Annotated in this window: 13 protein-coding genes; 5 read left to right on the forward strand and 8 right to left on the reverse strand. The window is 33.8% G+C overall.

Features of this window, described 5'->3' with window-relative positions:
- The first annotated feature begins 84 nt into the window (after positions 1–84).
- Together ACIQXW_RS17660 and ACIQXW_RS17665 are read left to right on the forward strand one after the other, a co-directional pair.
- Positions 85–720: a TetR/AcrR family transcriptional regulator gene (locus tag ACIQXW_RS17660; protein ID WP_402764288.1), complete on the forward strand. Its 636-nt coding sequence runs from the start codon at positions 85–87 to the stop codon at positions 718–720.
- Positions 721–808: 88 nt separating this feature from the next.
- Positions 809–2,068, forward strand: coding sequence for an MFS transporter (locus ACIQXW_RS17665; protein ID WP_402764291.1), 1,260 nt, complete (start codon positions 809–811; stop codon positions 2,066–2,068).
- Positions 2,069–2,336: 268 nt separating this feature from the next.
- Here the strand turns inward: ACIQXW_RS17665 and ACIQXW_RS17670 are convergent, their stop codons facing one another.
- Positions 2,337–3,026: an FHA domain-containing protein gene (locus ACIQXW_RS17670; protein WP_340822621.1), complete on the reverse strand. Its 690-nt coding sequence runs from the start codon at positions 3,024–3,026 to the stop codon at positions 2,337–2,339.
- A gap of 203 nt (positions 3,027–3,229) precedes the next feature.
- Here ACIQXW_RS17670 and bla point away from each other — a divergent pair, with 203 nt between their 5' ends.
- Both bla and ACIQXW_RS17680 read left to right on the forward strand, forming a co-directional pair.
- Positions 3,230–4,069 carry a subclass B1 metallo-beta-lactamase gene (gene bla, locus ACIQXW_RS17675; RefSeq protein ID WP_402764295.1) on the forward strand — a complete coding sequence of 280 codons (840 nt, stop codon included), beginning with the start codon at positions 3,230–3,232 and terminating at the stop codon, positions 4,067–4,069.
- A gap of 388 nt (positions 4,070–4,457) precedes the next feature.
- A complete protein-coding gene (locus ACIQXW_RS17680; protein WP_340822623.1) occupies positions 4,458–5,180 on the forward strand; it encodes a GntR family transcriptional regulator in 723 nt (240 codons plus the stop codon).
- Between the two features lie 257 nt (positions 5,181–5,437).
- Here the strand turns inward: ACIQXW_RS17680 and ACIQXW_RS17685 are convergent, their stop codons facing one another.
- The 6 genes from ACIQXW_RS17685 to ACIQXW_RS17710 all read right to left on the reverse strand — a co-directional run bounded on the left by ACIQXW_RS17685 (position 5,438) and on the right by ACIQXW_RS17710 (position 13,480).
- Positions 5,438–7,111 (reverse strand): amidohydrolase, encoded by a 1,674-nt coding sequence (locus ACIQXW_RS17685; protein ID WP_402764298.1) that lies wholly within the window; start codon positions 7,109–7,111, stop codon positions 5,438–5,440.
- A 12-nt stretch (positions 7,112–7,123) separates the two neighbouring features.
- Positions 7,124–8,065 (reverse strand): AEC family transporter, encoded by a 942-nt coding sequence (locus tag ACIQXW_RS17690; RefSeq protein ID WP_402764301.1) that lies wholly within the window; start codon positions 8,063–8,065, stop codon positions 7,124–7,126.
- Between the two features lie 32 nt (positions 8,066–8,097).
- Positions 8,098–9,516, reverse strand: a complete 1,419-nt coding sequence (locus ACIQXW_RS17695) for a sodium:solute symporter family protein (protein ID WP_340822627.1) — start codon at positions 9,514–9,516, stop codon at positions 8,098–8,100.
- Positions 9,517–9,540: 24 nt separating this feature from the next.
- Complete coding sequence (locus tag ACIQXW_RS17700) at positions 9,541–9,747, reverse strand: DUF3311 domain-containing protein (protein WP_401019830.1); 207 nt, start codon at positions 9,745–9,747, stop codon at positions 9,541–9,543.
- A 470-nt stretch (positions 9,748–10,217) separates the two neighbouring features.
- Complete coding sequence (locus ACIQXW_RS17705; RefSeq protein ID WP_402764305.1) at positions 10,218–11,885, reverse strand: amidohydrolase; 1,668 nt, start codon at positions 11,883–11,885, stop codon at positions 10,218–10,220.
- Between the two features lie 662 nt (positions 11,886–12,547).
- Positions 12,548–13,480 carry an urea transporter gene (locus ACIQXW_RS17710; RefSeq protein ID WP_402764492.1) on the reverse strand — a complete coding sequence of 311 codons (933 nt, stop codon included), beginning with the start codon at positions 13,478–13,480 and terminating at the stop codon, positions 12,548–12,550.
- 512 nt (positions 13,481–13,992) lie between these two features.
- On the opposite strand from ACIQXW_RS17710, the gene ACIQXW_RS17715 reads away from it, so the two are divergent.
- Positions 13,993–14,841, forward strand: coding sequence for an MBL fold metallo-hydrolase (locus ACIQXW_RS17715; protein WP_402764309.1), 849 nt, complete (start codon positions 13,993–13,995; stop codon positions 14,839–14,841).
- A gap of 668 nt (positions 14,842–15,509) precedes the next feature.
- Here ACIQXW_RS17715 and ACIQXW_RS17720 read toward each other — a convergent pair.
- Entirely contained in the window at positions 15,510–16,688 is a 1,179-nt protein-coding gene (locus ACIQXW_RS17720) for a NupC/NupG family nucleoside CNT transporter (protein ID WP_401012773.1), read from the reverse strand.
- Positions 16,689–17,017: the final 329 nt, after the last annotated feature.

The raw sequence follows: 17,017 nt of genomic DNA on the forward strand, positions 1-17,017 counted from the left end.
TTCCTTGGATTCTGCATGGATTTGACTTATAAATATCTAAGTGATATTCTCTAAACATACTACCGGTATGTATGGAGGAGAAGCATGGCTAGAAATAAACATCCTGAAAAAACCGTTCAACAAATTCTTTCGATTTCGTATCGACTGTTTTTAGAAAAGGGTTATGAACAAACAACGATACAGGACATTATTAATGAATTAGGTATGAGTAAAGGTGCTATTTATCATCACTTTAAGTCAAAGGAAGAAATCTTGCATGCAATAGGTGATAAGGGAAATTATTCAGATACAATTGAGCTGTATAAAAATCTTAACCATTTAAATGGACTGCAAAAACTAAAGAAGATCATAAAGAATGAATTTGAAAATCTTGAAAAGCAACAGTTTAATAGAAAGGCAATATCATTAACAGAAAATCCTAAATTCGTTAGTGTCTTATTAAATGGTACACTGAAATATGGTGCGCCAATGTTTCAAGAGCTTATCGAAGAAGGTAAAAAGGATGGCTCAATTTCTTTAGAGGATAGTAAAAGTGCCAGTGAGGTTATCTTATTATTAAATAATGTTTGGTTAAGCCCAATGATAGGTCAAGTAAGTGAAGAAGATTTAGAACGTAGAATTTTATATTTAAAAAGTCTTACTGAACTTATGGGAATACCGTTTATGGATGACGAAGTTTTACATGCGATGAAAAGTTATTTGAAAAGCATATTTAAATAATCAGCTGCCTATTAAAGGCGGCATATTATTTAAATAATAAATACCGCTGGTCGGTTTGTTTATAACATGATTCAAGAAAGGACATTATATGAAAAATAGGAGTCTATTTAAAAAGGACTTTACGTTATTAATTATTGGTCAGATTATATCTTTATTTGGAAATTCGATTTTGCGTTTTTCTCTATCGCTGTATATTTTAGATGAGACAGGTTCAGCTGGAGCTTTTGGAGGTGTTCTTGCAGTCTCGATGCTTCCTACAATTTTGTTATCACCTTTTGGAGGCGTGCTGGCAGATCGAGTGAATCGAAGGAATATTATGGTTGGTTTAGATGTGATTACAGCACTAGTATGTTTATTATTTCTTACTCAAATAGGTAGCAATCAGATTGTTTTCTTAGTAGCAGGTGTGATGATTGTACTCTCCATTATTCAGTCTATGTATCAACCAGCTGTACAATCGAGCGTTCCTATATTAGTAGATAGCCATTATTTGTTGCAAGCGAACGGTATTGTTGTTCAAGTTAACGCATTAGCTAATTTCTTAGGGCCTATTTTAGGCGGAATGTTATATGGATTTTTGGACTTAAAGGTAATTGTTATAATTAGCGCGTTTGCCTTCTTTATTGCAGCTATGCTAGAAGGGTTTATGCGAATACCATTTACTAAACAAACTTCTGATGGAAAAATAATAAAAACAGTGATTATGGATTTAAAGCAGGCAATAACTTTTATCGGGAAGGATAATCCGGTTTTATTTAAGATTTTATTATTGGTTGCTGCTATTAATTTGTTTTTCTCATCGATGATTTTGATTGGTTTGCCTTATTTAATAAAAGTAAAACTTGGTTTGAGTTCGCAACTATATGGTATTGCTGAAGGTTTCTTAGCTATCGGCTCGATTGGTGCAGGTCTGTTTATAGGATTAGTGGCTAAAAAATTCAGCATTCATAACTCTTATCTATTTATCTTATTAGGAGGAATGTTATTATTACCTATTGCACTTGTATTAGGTTTACCAATACAACCAATGATTGCCTATGTTGTCATTTGTATAAGTACATTTTTATGCATCGCATCAGTAGGGATTTTCACCATTTTTGCACAAACGTTTATTCAAACAGAAACACCAAATGCAATGTTAGGAAAAGTAAGTGCGGTTGTCTCAACAATCGTCATGTGTTCTTATCCAATTGGGCAATCTTTATATGGCGTGTTGTTTGATTTTCTATCAAATCATGTATATGTTATTGTTTTATTTGCAATTTTTGTAGAGATATTATTAGGTTTTCTGACAAAACATTATCTCACTAAGTTACACGGAAAATCTTTGCATATAAAGAATGAATAATAATAGCATGACAGAGTTAAGTTTTATCAATCGCACAGTATGGATTGCAGCAAGTTGATGATTTTGTTGGGGTAAATAGGGGAATCATATGAGCCGGAAAATATAAGAAAACAGTTATAAAAGCGATACATGCATGGTTAGGATTTGCCCCGTACACTTTTCGTAAGTCACAAATTTCAACGATGTATAACGAAAGGGGCAGATATCCCAACAATTTCTTAAAATGCCCGTACAACATTATTTTAAAATAGGCTATGTTGTGTAATGCTTACAAGTCTAATATATATCCGTAACGTGGGACCGAATTAATATATTTCCCGTATTTACCTAATTTCTTTCTTAATCTATATACAAGCATATTAATTTCTTCACGTCCTACGTCCGGTTTTTCATTTTTATGTAAAATTCGTTCAGGCCAAACGGTAATTTTTATTTCATCATAACTTACTGCACAACCTTTATTTTGATGTAACAACCAAAATAGCCCTGTGTCTTTACTTGTAAGATAAATTTGAACACCGTCAATTAGTATTTCTCTTCGTTCAATATTAATAGTTAATCCAATAGAATCATCCATATTGTCATTTTGTAATATAGGTAATTCAAGCGTTTTATCAAGGCTGCTCTTCGAATGATGATGGAAAGTAAGAACCGAAGTGCCTTGAGCTAAACTAATAACATCCCTATCGTGAAGGAAAAAAGGTTTGTTCTTTTCAATGCTAGTATAATTTATTTCTGTTCCGTGTTTACTCTTAAGATCGATAATATAATAATTTCCACTTTCAACACCAATTAAAGCGTGTTTTCTTGAAATGTATTGACTAGTAAAAGAAACGTCTGGTATAAAATCTCTCCCCTCACGCCCTAATACAATTTCAGTATTTGTAATAAAAATTCTATTTTGTTTAGTAAGTGTTTCTCCCTTATTTATTGAAATATAAACATCCTGATTTAACATCTGTATACTCCTTAAGGAACAAATTTAGTTTAAAGTATGCAAAGGGTATCTTATCATATGAACTTGAAATGTAAAGAATCGGTTCTTTATCTAGGTAATAGTCATTCTTTTTTCTTGTACTGTTAGCGTTTTGTTAGCGTTCTGTTATTGAACAGGGCAATATCTCAATCTAAAATGAACAAGGAAAAGGAGGAGTTAGAAACATGAAGAAAAAAATAATAAGTTCAAAAAAAGTTTTACTGTGTGTTTTAAGTTTCGCAGTGATTATTGGATCTTTTTTATTTCCAATAGAAAAATCTAAAACATACGCATCTACCAAAAGTAAGGAAAATGAAGGGATTTTAAAAGGCAGAAATCAAACTGAAATTAGCAACAAGGATGGTTCAGTTAAATTAACAAAAATCAATAATGAGGTTTGGGTCCACACGACCTATGAAAATATGGATGGCTATTTAGTGCCAGCAAACGGTCTGCTTATTAACTCATCTAAAGGACTTTATCTTATAGATGCCACGTGGAATGACCAATTAGCAGATGAATTATTAACATTGATTGAACAAAATTTCCATAAACGTGTAAAGAAAGCGATTATTACTCATCATAAAATTGACCGTGTTGGCGGTATCCAAGCTTTATTGGATGCTAAAATTCCAGTTGAAAGTACATCTTTTATTGCAAAAATGATAAAGGATGAAGGATATCCTCAAATTAAAACTAACTTGGATAGAAACCCTGTATTTAAAGCAGGGAAAGTTATTATAGAGACATATTATCCAGGTGAAGCTCATACAAGAGATAATATTGTCGTATGGTTACCTCAATATAAAATGTTATTTGGCGATATGATTTTTGCACTTGAACAGGATAACGTTGGGATAATTGATGAAGCAAATATGAGTGCATGGCCTCATACAATGCAAAACCTTATTAATAAATATCCAGAAGCAAAGGTAGTTATTCCAGGACATAAGAATTGGGGCGACTTTTCACTTCTTTCTCATACAATAGAAAACTTGAAAAACTTTGAATTGGCTAATAAATAAGAAGCGGAAACAAGTGTGAGACTGTTCATATCGGAAAGAGGCTTAAATAGAGCTTCATGCAATAACTACAAGAGATCAATTTGCTGTAATCATGTATAGAGCGTTAATAATATAATAATTAATATTATGCATTTAAAATATAGAACAAAAATAGAGCCATCTAAATATAGATGGCTCTATGTAATTTATTTGAGCTTTTGAAGAAGGAGAGTGCTTATAGATTAATTTAAGAGGGAATGATGTGGACGAGGTCTGATGAGACTAGATATAATAGCAGTAACGCTTAAAAATGATTATCATGGGTATGCAGTTACTTTTAGGATTCATAATAATATGTCTATCAATCCAATTAACCCTATACAAACTTACTATTGAAAGGAGTGTAATAATGATTAACTCAAATAATCCAATACCTCTCCATATACAGTTAAGAAAAATGGTCGAAAAGAAAATTAATCAAGGTATATATATAAGTAAAATACCAAGCGAACGTGAATTAATGGAAGAATATAATGTTAGTAGAAGTACAGTAAGAGAAGCTATTTCACAATTGGTAATAGATGGTATTGTGGAGAAAAGACATGGTAAAGGTACATATATTACTAGAAAACCCGTTCATTACTGGTTGGGTAATCTAATTAGTACGACTAAAAGTATTGAGAATATGGGGATGAAGCCGGGGACGAAGTTAATTAAACATGGGATTATTACGGTTTCTGATGAAGTAAAAGAAGCGATCAATTTAGCTGAAGCATATTTGATTAAACGGGTACGTTATGCAGATGATATGCCAATAGCCATTGAGACACAATACTATCCAATAGAAATTGGTGAAAAGCTTTCTAAACTGGATATTAAAAGTGGTACGTTATATGACTTGTTAGAGGATGAAATGAATATACAATTGCATGATGCGGATGAGGTGATTACGAGTAAGCCTATTTCTAAAGAGGATTGTAAATTGCTTAATATTAAAGAAAACAGTAATTCACTCCACCTGAATCGCTTTGTTTATGATATTAATGGCGATCTCATTGAATATTGTATTGCAGATTATAATCCAGGTATGTATGCTTTTCATTTCAAATCTCAACGTTTAAAAAAGCAGTAACAAAGGATAATGAACTTGAACTTAAATGTTCAAAATGAATCAGATTTTTTTTTTAAGTAGGCGTTACTAGTTGATTGGAGTGGAAGCCGTGCCTGCGGAAAGGGAGCTTCTTGAATGGAAATCAACTTTTAAAAAAAGTAAGTTTACATGTCCATAACAGATACTTTTATTTAGAAACAGAAAACTACTGACAAATGGGGAGTCAGTAGTTTTTTAATAATATATAAATAGTTACTATTGGGGAATAGTAATTATTTTCACTTTGAAAAAGCTAATTTTTTACTTTCAAATACAAATTCACCATTAATAATCGTAGCTAAAATAGTGATATCTTTAATCGTCATCGGATCAACGGCTGTAGGGTCGTTATCTAAAATTACAAAATCAGCTAATTTCCCTATTTCAATACTGCCTAAATCCTGTTCGTCGAAATTCAATTGGGCACCGTAAATTGTCATAGATTTTAACGCGCTTTCAACATCTATTTTTTGTCCTTCACCTAGTACATGCCCGTCTCTCGTCATGCGATTAACTGCGGCCCATATTGAAAAGAGTGGAGAAATAGGCGTAATAGGACAATCTGAATGTAATGTATACAACAAACCTAAATCATCAGCTTCTTTGAGTGGGTTCATTCTCTCTGCTCTTTCAGGCCCTAAAAAGATATTTTTATGGCGATCGCCCCAGTAATAAACATGATTAATGAAGAATGAAGCAGCGATATTGTAGTCTTTCATTAATTTTAAATCTTCAGGTGTAGCAGTTTGCACATGTTCAATTCGATGACGATGATCACTGCTTGGAGAAGTATCAAGTGCATATTGATATGACTCAAGGATAGAGCCTATGGAACGGTCTCCATTGCCGTGTGTCGCTATTCTAAAGCCTCGATTATGGAAATCTAATACGTAATTGTTCAAAATATGTTGTGGGAAAATTAGGTCCCCGTATAAATTCGGATCATTATAATATGGTTGACGTAATGCACCTGTAAGCCCCTGAATCGAGCCATCCTGGAATAGTTTTGCGCTATCTAATTTGGCCATGCCATTAGAATCCTCTAAAATTTTCTCATTAAGTTGAGTCGCATTATACTTTTCAAAAATGCCACCTTCCAATAACAAATCATTCATAATCATTAATCGCATTCTCATTGGATGTGCTTTTTCTTTCAAAGCTTCAATATGGATATCGTATTCGATTGGACCTAATGTTAATCCAACCCCTGCATCCGTATTCGTTGTGATTCCTTGTGCTAAATAATCTTGAGAAGCTATTCGAATTAACTCAATTACTTCTTCGTTCGATGGAGTAGGTATACTATTGAAAACTAAGTCCATGGCAGCTGGCTCATATAAAACACCATTTAAATTATTGAATTCATCTCGACCAAAATGACCTCCAGCGGGGTCTTGAATCGAAGCATCTAACTCAGCGATTTCCAGTGCTTTTGAGTTTGCAACTGCCAGATGATTTGAAATATGGCGGATAAATATAGGTCGATCCGTACTTACTTTATCTAAGTCTTCTTTTGTAGGGTGCCTATTTTCTATTAGCATTGTATCATCATAGCCAAAGCCTAAAATCCAACTGCTGTCAGCTCGTTTATTATGGAACTCCGTTAACTTATAAATGATATCGGTAATACTTTTATTATTTGTAGGGGAACAATCTACTTGAGACTTGTTTAGCGCATATATTAATAGATGGTTATGTGTGTCGATGAAACCAGGGATTAACGTTGCACCATTTAAATCTACTTCATTCATATCTTGTTTTAAAATTAATGAATCTTTAATTTGATTAAATTCATCTTTAGACCATATTCCTACGATTCTTCCTTCAAAAGAAGCTACAACATTAGCACGTGTACTATGAGCATCTAAAGTAATAATATTTGCATTTTTAATAAGTAAATCAACTTTTAACATTTTATTGACCTCCTAAAAGTAATTTAATTTAACCAATATTAATAGAAGTAACGGTATCGATAACAAAGAAAATATTGTTGATATAACTGTAACAATAGCGCCTAATTTATCATTCGCATTATATTTACTAAATAAAATAGAAGACAATGTCAGAGCAGGCATTGTAGCTTGAATTAATAAAGTTTGTGCAATGACTTGATCGACAGTAATAAAACTTATAATGATGAACACTACAACCGGCAAACAAAGGAGTTTAACCAATGTAGGAATGATTGATTTACTTTTAAGTGCTGTAAATTGAGCTTTGTTTACAGACATTATTAGTATTCCGATATAAAACATGGCAAGTGGTGATGCAAGTGCAGCTAATTGGTTTGTTAATGTAATAAAAATAACGGGAGGACGATAATTAACAAAAGCAAAGAATAAGCCACATACAATTGCAATGGTTGGAATATTGATCATCGATTTCAACGTGCTAAATGAAAATTTCATCGATTTTTGTAGCAGCATAACGCCAACAGTCCATATTACTAAGTCCACACCTGCATCAAAAATTGCAGCATATAAAGCACCTTTAGGACCTAAAATCGCGGCACATAATGGTATCCCGATGAAACCTGTATTGCCAAGGCCTGAGAGAAGGGCAATTTCAGGTTTAATCGAACTGTCCTTATCAAAAATAGTAATCAATAGCCAACCTAGTAAAATGCCAATTAAACATATAATAATTGATAGTCCAAATACCATTCCGATATTTTTAAGAATAGAAGGACTAATATCTACCTTAAATATGCTCGACAAAATAATACAGGGCATCGCTACATTCACGATAATAAGCGTATAGGTTTTACGAGTACTATCATTAATAGGTGTAATGCGAGCGAGTAATACACCTATTAAAATCATAAACCCTATTAATAAAATTGATTCAAAAACAACAGAATACTCCATTTCATGCACTTCCTAAAACAATCATTATTAAACTATTTTTCCATGCGCACAGATACTATCGGTGTGAGCAGTTGTTTATTTTTAGATGTCAGTAGACTCACGATAATCAAGACAGGGAAGTTGAAACATAATGCAATAAGCCCGGTATTGATTGCAAATATACTAATACCTGCAAATTGGAAGGATAAGGCGATTGCCGTACCAGTTAGAATACCTGCACCTACTCCTATAGCTGTAGCTCTTTTCCAAAAAATAATTGAAAGAATACCAGGTAATATTTGACCGAAGCCAAAATAAGCTGTGTTGATTAGATTGAGCATTAAGCTTGGAAGTGAAACAGTTAACAACATTGAAATTAATAAATAAACAACAACAACGACTTGTGACCATTTGCGTTGTTTATTTTCTGGAATACTTGTCACAATGTTACGAGTAAAAATACCACCGACTACTAAAGATATAACGGCTAGTACTAACAGCCCTGATAGTGCGGCTCCAGCAGCTACTAATCCAACTACCCATGAAGGTAATAATTCAATTGATGTTGCAATAAATGCATGGTTAGGATTATCGATGTTCGGCAAAGCAATTAAAGCAAAATATGCCGCAGCAATTAAGAATGGATACATAAGCATATACAGTGGCATAAATCTTTGGGCGCGTTTAATTGTCCCTTCTGATTTACTAGTGAACAATACATTTATAATAAATGGGAAACAATAGAAAGCTACTGCTTGGAAAATAATTGTCGTTATTGAAAACGTGACTTGTTCTGTCGAACCAAATGACACCGAAGCACCGTGTTCCTTTGCAGTAGTAAATAGATTTTTTACACCATCGAGTTTTGAAAATGCTGCCCACCCTACGATAATGATAGCTGCGAATAGAAGAATGTCTTTTAAAATTGAAATAACAGCAGGTGCTTTAACCCCAGAAATCGCAACATAAACATATGCGATTGTTCCAGCAATGAATACAGCAATAATAGGTGGGAAATCGAAGCCTAAAGCATTTAAGGCTACTATAAGCCCTTCAAATTGTAACTGTCCCCAAGGAATGAGGAAAAGTAAACAAGTACATGCCACTAGTAACTCTAAAGGTCTGCTAGAAAAGTGGCTTTTGAACAAATCAGGAGCGGTCATCGCATTGTAGTGTTTACCAGCCCGCCAAATAAGAGGAGAAAGGAAGTAACCAACTGGATATGCTAAAAGAATGTATCCTAGAAACCATATTCCATAGCTAGCCCCTTTTGCGTATATACCTCCAGGAAACCCAATTATTGTTCCAATACTATAAACTTCGCCGATAGCGAGAAAGAATAAGATAAATCCGTTAAAAGATCTGCCACCAACTAAATAATCTGCTACATTGTCTTTTTTTGATTTTCCTTTTGAAAGAACTGCTAGAATTAGAGAAAAAATAAGAACACTAATGAAGATTGTAACTGCCATTATCCATCCCACCTTGTCAATTAATTAATCATAATTTTTTTTATCGAAGAAAAACCAAGAACAAGAAATACAAATAGATGTCAGTATGAACCACAGGAACATCCAAAAATAAAGAATTGGAAAACCTAAAATAAAATGTTCAGAGTAACGAAAATAAATTAACCCACCAATGACACTAGCAACAGGTAGAACAAGACCAATTAAGACATTAAAAAAAGTTTTTCGGGACATAGAATAACTCCTTTCTAAATAGCAAATAAATTTAACTTATCATGACGTACGTACCAGTTGGGTTAATTTATTTACAATTCCATGGTTTATTTTGGAATAGTATATAAATTTAAAATATAGTTGTCAACATAATAATGGTGTTTAAGTAGAAAAAAATGATTTAAAAGAGAATTATTGTTTAGTATATAAATTATTTCATAGGTAATTTAACTCAAAGATGAAGCGGAAAGAGAGAATATTAGGACTCTAAAATGGAACAAAAAATAAGTCTAAAGATTCTGTTAAATAAAATTAGTCGATGCTGTACTTGCGGAAAGGGAGCTTCTTGAAAAAATCAACGCTTTACTAAAATTTGCCTACAGGAATAGAATAGATGCTCTATTTTTGTAATATTCGGAAAACTACTGACGGATGGTGATCGTCAGTAGTTTGTCTAACATCTATAAATAGTTACTATTGGGGGATAGTAATTATTTCATCTTTGATAAAGCTAACTCTTTATTTTCAAATACTATTTCGCCATTAATTATCGTAAATAAAATATTGATATCTTTAATGGTCATAGGATCAACTGCTGTTGGATCCTTATCTAAAATAGCAAAATCAGCGAATTTTCCTATTTCAATACTACCTAAATCTTGTTCGTCGAAGTTTAATTGAGCTCCGTAAATTGTCATTGATTTTAATGCGGTTTCAACATTAATTTTTTGTCCTTCTCCTAGTACATGTCCTCCACTCGTCACACGATTAACCGCTGCCCATATTGAGAAGAGCGGGGAAATCGGAGTAACTGGACAATCCGAATGTAATGTATACAACAAACCTAAGTCATCTGCTTCTTTCAATGGATTTATCCTTTCTGCTCTTTCAGGCCCTAAAAAGATGTTTTTATGGCGGTCGCCCCAGTAATAAACGTGATTAATAAAAAATGAAGCTGCAATATTGTAGTCTTTCATTAACTTCAAATCTTCTGGTGTAGCAGTTTGGACATGTTCAATCCGATGACGGTGGTCAGTCCTTGGAGAAGTGTCAAGTGCGTGTTGATAGGCTTCAAGGATAGAGCCTATCGCACGATCCCCATTCCCATGTGTGGCAATTCTAAAGCCACGACTATGGAAATTTAATACGTAATCGTTCAAAGTTTGTTGTGGAAAAATAAGTTCCCCAAATAAATTTGGATCATTATAATACGGTTGACGTAATGCTCCAGTAAGCCCCTGAATCGAGCCGTCTTGGAATAGCTTCACACTATCTAATTTAGCCATGCCATTTGAGTCTTCTAATATTTTTTGATTTAGTTGATTTGCATTATACTTTTCAAAAAAGCCATCTTCCAATAACACATTATACATAAACATTAATCGCATTCTCATGGGATGTTTTGTATCTCTTATTACATCCATATGAATATCGTATTCTGAATGCCCAACTGCTGCATCCGTATTAGTAGTAATCCCTTGAGCAACATAATCTTGAGCAGCGACGCGAATTAAATCTATAACTTCTTCTTTTAAAGGGGCAGGGATATAATCGTTAACAAAGCTCATTGCCGCATGTTCGTATAAAACCCCATTTAAATTATTTGATGCATCTCGACCAAAATGCCCTCCTTCTGGGTCTTTCACAGAAGCATCTATTTTCGCTAGTTCCAGTACTTTGGAGTTTACAACTGCAATATGATTTGAAATATGACGGACAATAATAGGTCGGTCTGTACTTACTTTATCTAAGTCTTCTTTAGTAGGGTGTCGGTTCTCAGTGAGCATTGTATCATCATAGCCAAAACCTAAAATCCAACTACTGTCATTTTGTTTCTGATGAAATGCCTCTAAATTGTAGAGGATATCTGAAATACTTTTATTTTGCGGAGATGAACAATCAACTTGCGCCTTATTTAAAGCATACATAAATAGATGGTTATGAGTATCGATGAAACCAGGGATTAACGTTGCACCATTTAAATCGAGTTGTTTAAAATCCTTTTCTGGAGCTAATGAATCCTCTGCTTTATTAAATTCCGCTTTAGACCATATTCCTACAATTCTTCCTCTATAAGAAGCTACAACATTAGCACGAGTACTTTTAGCATCTAAAGTGATAATATTTGCATTTCTTATAAGTAAATCAACCTTCATCATATAATTCCTCCTAAAAGTAATTTAATTTAACAAAAATTAAAAGAAGCAATAGTATTGACAATAAAGAAAAAATTGTTGATATTACTGTTACAATTGCACCTAATTTATCTTTCGCATTAAATTTACTAAATAAAATAGATGACAATGTTAGAGCAGGCATTGTAGCTTGAATTAATAAAGTTTGAGCTATTATATGATCGACAGTAACAAACCTTATAATGATGAATGCTACAACCAGCAAACAAAGGAGTTTAACGACAGTAGGAATAATGGATTAACTTTTATGTGCTGTAAACTTATTGTGATGTACGTACCAGTTAAGTTAGATTAATTTACCTTTTGATGGTTTAATTTGGAATAGTATATTAATTTAAAATACGATTGTCAACATAAAAATAGTTTAAAAGAGAATAAGTTTTATTTGAAGAGAATTATCGAACATTTTTGAAGAGGGTAGTTTGATTTATTTCCTAGTATATAATTTTTTTATAGCTATTATTACTGGTGATTTGTGAATGAATTAATCGGGGGTGTGATCAGAGATGATGAGATAAAAGGTAAGTACGCAAAACGACCAGTATTTATGTAAGATGTCATTTTTTATTGGTCGTTATCACGTACTTATAAAATATTTAAATTCTCCAGCTGAAGAATTTCTCTATTTAAAAATTAGGAATTACCTTTCTAGCACCTAAGAAGAGCCAAGTACTAAGGACAAATGGCATTGTTAGAACAGGGAGGCCATATGGTAAAAGCCAAGTACTAAAACTAGCAGTAAGCGGTATGGTTACACATGTCGCTAGAATGCCTGAAATAATTCTAAAACGATTAGATTTGGTACTAAATACAGTAGAGACTGCCATACATGTTAATATCGCATTGTAGCCGTAAAGACCTCCTATTATTAAAGCGTGTTCTCCTCCAAGTCCATATGATAAGACTAAAGCAACGACACTTCCTATCACAGCATTTAAACCAAGTTTCCAACTAGCCCAAAATATAGCGGTATAAAGAAGTACACCTGATAAAGGATGATTCAAAAAAAAGATTTGCTCAATATTATTCAAAAAACCTACAGCCCAATTTAACTCACCTGCAATATTTAGTTGCCAGTAAGATAAACTTTGGGGTACTAAAGATTCACTTAAATGGAATACGTTTAGTTTGTAAGAAGCTAAAAGGATAAACCATGTTAGGATGATAAAAGGAAAAGTAAGGACGGGCATGTCTATATTTTTCAAAAAATGCATCATTGTTGCTGTAAAAATCGCTGCAATCATTGCTCCTAATAGTGCGATGCCCCACCTAGAAGTTCCAGTTAAAAATAATGAAATGGCCAAAGCTGTTAAGACAGAATTATATCCAAATAGACCGGACCTAACACTATTTTCTTGCGCACCTCCTATTTTTCCGATTAGTGTGCCGACAATAGAAGATAAAAGTGAAATGATGCCCAATTTATAAGAATAAATCGTAATAGCTAATAAAATAATGAAGCCTGAAATGGCATTTTCAATAAAAACGACTTGAGAAAATCCTATGAGGGAAGCCAGTATAACGGAAGTGAATTCTCCTTTTGAAGTATAATTATTCATATTTTTCAACATACAATCACCCCTTCAAAAATCATTGTATTTGAAATTAAACCTACATTTAGTGGAAAATAGTGGTTAATTTAAATACTAAATATGGTAATTATATAAATAAAAAGGTATAAAATGCAATTTAAAACCTCGACAACCTAATTCATCATTTATAAAGTAATAAAAGATGGAATGAAAATATAATTTCACTCCATCTTTTTAATTGGACCAGTGCAGAAACTTTCACATCGATATCGTATTGAACTTGAATTTTTGTAAATGAAGTTCAGTTGTTTATATGACCAGTACTACAATTACCATTTTCGCTAGGATCATGAATTTAAGCACTATTTTCCCTTTACTTTCTAGTTCCAAACCTTTTATATCCTTTAAGCCCCCGATATTATCAAACGAAGTAGAATAAAGCGCCATGCAATTGCTTCTTATTCACAAAAAAATTCTTCAAAAGAGTAAATTATTACTTTTTGAATTAAACTATTATAAATGGAAGGAGATAATTTATTATGCACTCAATTAACAAAATAGGTGAACGTTTTTGGTATATCACGCCAATATCAGAAACCGACCGCCCCATTCTAGGAATGGTAGTTGGCAATAACAAGACATTAATGATCGATGCAGGTAACTCGGAAGATCATGTACAATATTTTCAGGAAGAACTTTTAAAAATGGGGGTTCCTAATGCTGATATAGTAGTTCTAACACATTGGCATTGGGATCATATTTTTGGCCTGTCAGCACTACGTAATGTTGTATCCATCGCTTCCAAAGCAACAAAAGAAGAAATGGAGAAATTAATTCCGTTCTCATGGTCTGATGAAGCAATCGATGAGCGAGTAAAAGAGGGAATTGAAATTGAATTTTGCGCTAGAGCCATTAAAGAAGAATTCAAAGATCACCGAGATATTAAGATTGTTTTACCAGATGTGACGTTTGAAAAACGAGCGGAAATTGACCTTGGCGGGGTAACTTGTATCATTCAACATGTTGGAGGGGACCATGCTTCTGATTCAGTAGTTGTCTATATCAAAGAAGAAAAGATTCTTTTCCTTGCTGACTGTATTTATCCTAATCTTTACGCTGTAAAAGAAAACTATACAATTAAGGAAACGCTGCGCTTGTTGGATGAATTAGAGCAATTTGATGCGGATACATATATCCCTTCACATCAACAGCCGATTTCTAAAGAAGAGTTTAATCAAGAAGTAGCGAAACTTCGAACAATCGCCAACTTTACAGATCGTTTCGGCGGAGACAAGCAGAGCATTATTAAGGAATATGAAAAACACGTACAAAGAGAACTGACAGAAGACGAAATCGAAACAATCTCGAACTTTGTAAATGGTTATTAAATTAAAATAAAAATACTGCCGTTGATTTCCGTTACGGGCGGACGCTTTCCGCGGGCACAGCGTAAGCCGCAACCCTCGCTAACGCGCGGTTTGTTGCGTCTTACGTGCCGTGCGTTCCCGCAGGAGTCGCCGCCCTCCACTCCAATCAACTTAATAGGCAATGAAAACAGTCTACTTTTAATAAAAAAATTGTGGTCATGGGATAAAAAGGTTTAGTCAAAATAAATATAAAAGACTTCTGCCGTTGATTTCCGTTACGGGCGGACGCTTTCCGCGGGCACAGCGTAAGCCGCAACCCTCGCTATCGCACGGTTTGTTGCGTCTTACGTGCCGTGTGCGTTCCCGCAGGAGTCGCCGCCCTCCACTCCAATCAACTTAATAGGCAATGAAAACAGTCTACTTTTAATAAGAAAATTTTGGTCATGGGATAAAAAGGTTTAGTCAAAATAAATATAAAAGACTTCTGCCGTCGATTTCCATTACGGGCGGACGCTTTCCGCGGGCACAGCGTAAGTCGCAACCCTGGCTATCCGTGGTCCACTCCCGTTAACTAATAGAATTGTTTGAGTGCCTGGCACCGTTACTAAAAAAGATAAAGGCATTAAGAATGACTTCTTAATGCCTTTTGTCTCGACGCGCTGAGGAAGTGGTGCACGCCACTTCCTTTTTTATAAAATTAAGCTAACAATGATACCTGATAGTACGCTTACAAGTGTAGCACCAAATAATAATTTTAATCCAAAGCGGGCGACTACATTCCCTTGTTTTTCATTTAGACTTTTGACAGCCCCGACAATGATACCAATTGATGAGAAGTTGGCAAAGGAAACGAGGAAGACAGAAAGAATACCCATTGTACGTTCACTAAAGTGATGATCGCCTCCGGATAAATCCAACATCGCCACAAATTCATTCGTTACCAGTTTAGTCGCCATAATTGATCCAGCACTAACTGCCTCAGAGAAAGGAATCCCCATGATGAAGGCAACTGGTGCAAAGATATAACCTAGAATACTTTGGAACGAAATGCCGAACAATAGCTCAAACACACTATTGAATCCAGCCATCAATGCAATGAACCCAATTAACATGGCCCCGACGATAATGGCAACTTTAAAACCATCAAGAATATACTCGCCGAGCATTTCAAAGAAGGATTGCTTTTCATGCTCGATTTCTAATATATCCTCGTTAGGGTCAATTTGGTACGGATTCATAATTGTAGCGATAATAAAACCGCCAAATAAATTTAAAACTAATGCCGTAACAATATATTTTGGTTCGAGCATCGTCATATAAGCACCAACGATGGACATAGAGACAGTCGACATTGCCGACGCACATAGAGTATATAAACGTTGTTTTGAAAGTAGGCCGAGTTGTTTTTTTAATGTAATAAAAACCTCTGATTGACCGACCATCAATGAAGCAACAGCATTATAAGATTCAAGTTTTCCCATCCCATTTACTTTACTTAATACCCATCCAATCCCCTTCATAATGAATGGTAGGATTTTTAAATGCTGAAGGATCCCAATTAATGCAGAAATAAATATAATTGGTAGCAACACTGTTAAGAAGAATGGAGCTTCTCCTTCGTTCGCCAAGCCGCCAAAGACAAAGGAAACACCTTCACCTGCATATTCGAGCAACTTGTTAAAAACAGTAGCTATGCCCTTAATAATGATTAATCCAAATTCTGTATTTAATAATAACAATGACAATAGAATTTGAATGACAATCATTGTGATAATTGGTTTGAATTTTATCTCTTTTCGATTGGAACTTGCCAACCAAGCCAAAAATAACACAATGAGAATACCTAAAATTGAAATAATGTATTGCATATGTAACCTCCTGATGAATTAAATCATGATGTGTTAGCTTGTAATAAAATTACTTTTCGCATAGAAACTTCTTTTATTTTGGTTGTAGTTATAATGTGTATATTGCCCAATTTAATAAAAAGAAACCGTACGTATTGAATTTTAATTAAGCTTTACTGAATAATGGTAACTAAGTGATATTAATAGAAAGTTGATAAAAAAGCAAAAAAAATGATTATAGCAGAATTTTCGGTGGGTATTAGGAAATAAAAGGTGAAAAAAGCCACTTATTAACATTCGAATATTAAAAAATACCTCAGCTGACAAATGATACTTTAATATAGGATAAT

The organism is Lysinibacillus sp. NPDC097162, from assembly GCF_044762185.1.
In the GTDB taxonomy this organism is placed as follows: domain Bacteria; phylum Bacillota; class Bacilli; order Bacillales_A; family Planococcaceae; genus Lysinibacillus.

What these genes read in the sequence shown, in the direction of transcription:
- ACIQXW_RS17710 (WP_402764492.1), bottom strand. Translation starts at nt 13,480, where the DNA reads ATGAATAATTATACTTCAAAAGGAGAATTCACTTCCGTTATACTGGCT.
- ACIQXW_RS17695 (WP_340822627.1), bottom strand. Translation starts at nt 9,516, where the DNA reads ATGGCAGTTACAATCTTCATTAGTGTTCTTATTTTTTCTCTAATTCTA.
- ACIQXW_RS17685 (WP_402764298.1), bottom strand. Translation starts at nt 7,111, where the DNA reads ATGTTAAAAGTTGATTTACTTATTAAAAATGCAAATATTATTACTTTA.
- ACIQXW_RS17705 (WP_402764305.1), bottom strand. Translation starts at nt 11,885, where the DNA reads ATGATGAAGGTTGATTTACTTATAAGAAATGCAAATATTATCACTTTA.
- ACIQXW_RS17670 (WP_340822621.1), bottom strand. Translation starts at nt 3,026, where the DNA reads ATGTTAAATCAGGATGTTTATATTTCAATAAATAAGGGAGAAACACTT.
- bla (WP_402764295.1), top strand. Translation starts at nt 3,230, where the DNA reads ATGAAGAAAAAAATAATAAGTTCAAAAAAAGTTTTACTGTGTGTTTTA.
- ACIQXW_RS17690 (WP_402764301.1), bottom strand. Translation starts at nt 8,065, where the DNA reads ATGGAGTATTCTGTTGTTTTTGAATCAATTTTATTAATAGGGTTTATG.
- ACIQXW_RS17700 (WP_401019830.1), bottom strand. Translation starts at nt 9,747, where the DNA reads ATGTCCCGAAAAACTTTTTTTAATGTCTTAATTGGTCTTGTTCTACCT.
- ACIQXW_RS17680 (WP_340822623.1), top strand. Translation starts at nt 4,458, where the DNA reads ATGATTAACTCAAATAATCCAATACCTCTCCATATACAGTTAAGAAAA.
- ACIQXW_RS17660 (WP_402764288.1), top strand. Translation starts at nt 85, where the DNA reads ATGGCTAGAAATAAACATCCTGAAAAAACCGTTCAACAAATTCTTTCG.
- ACIQXW_RS17720 (WP_401012773.1), bottom strand. Translation starts at nt 16,688, where the DNA reads ATGCAATACATTATTTCAATTTTAGGTATTCTCATTGTGTTATTTTTG.
- ACIQXW_RS17665 (WP_402764291.1), top strand. Translation starts at nt 809, where the DNA reads ATGAAAAATAGGAGTCTATTTAAAAAGGACTTTACGTTATTAATTATT.
- ACIQXW_RS17715 (WP_402764309.1), top strand. Translation starts at nt 13,993, where the DNA reads ATGCACTCAATTAACAAAATAGGTGAACGTTTTTGGTATATCACGCCA.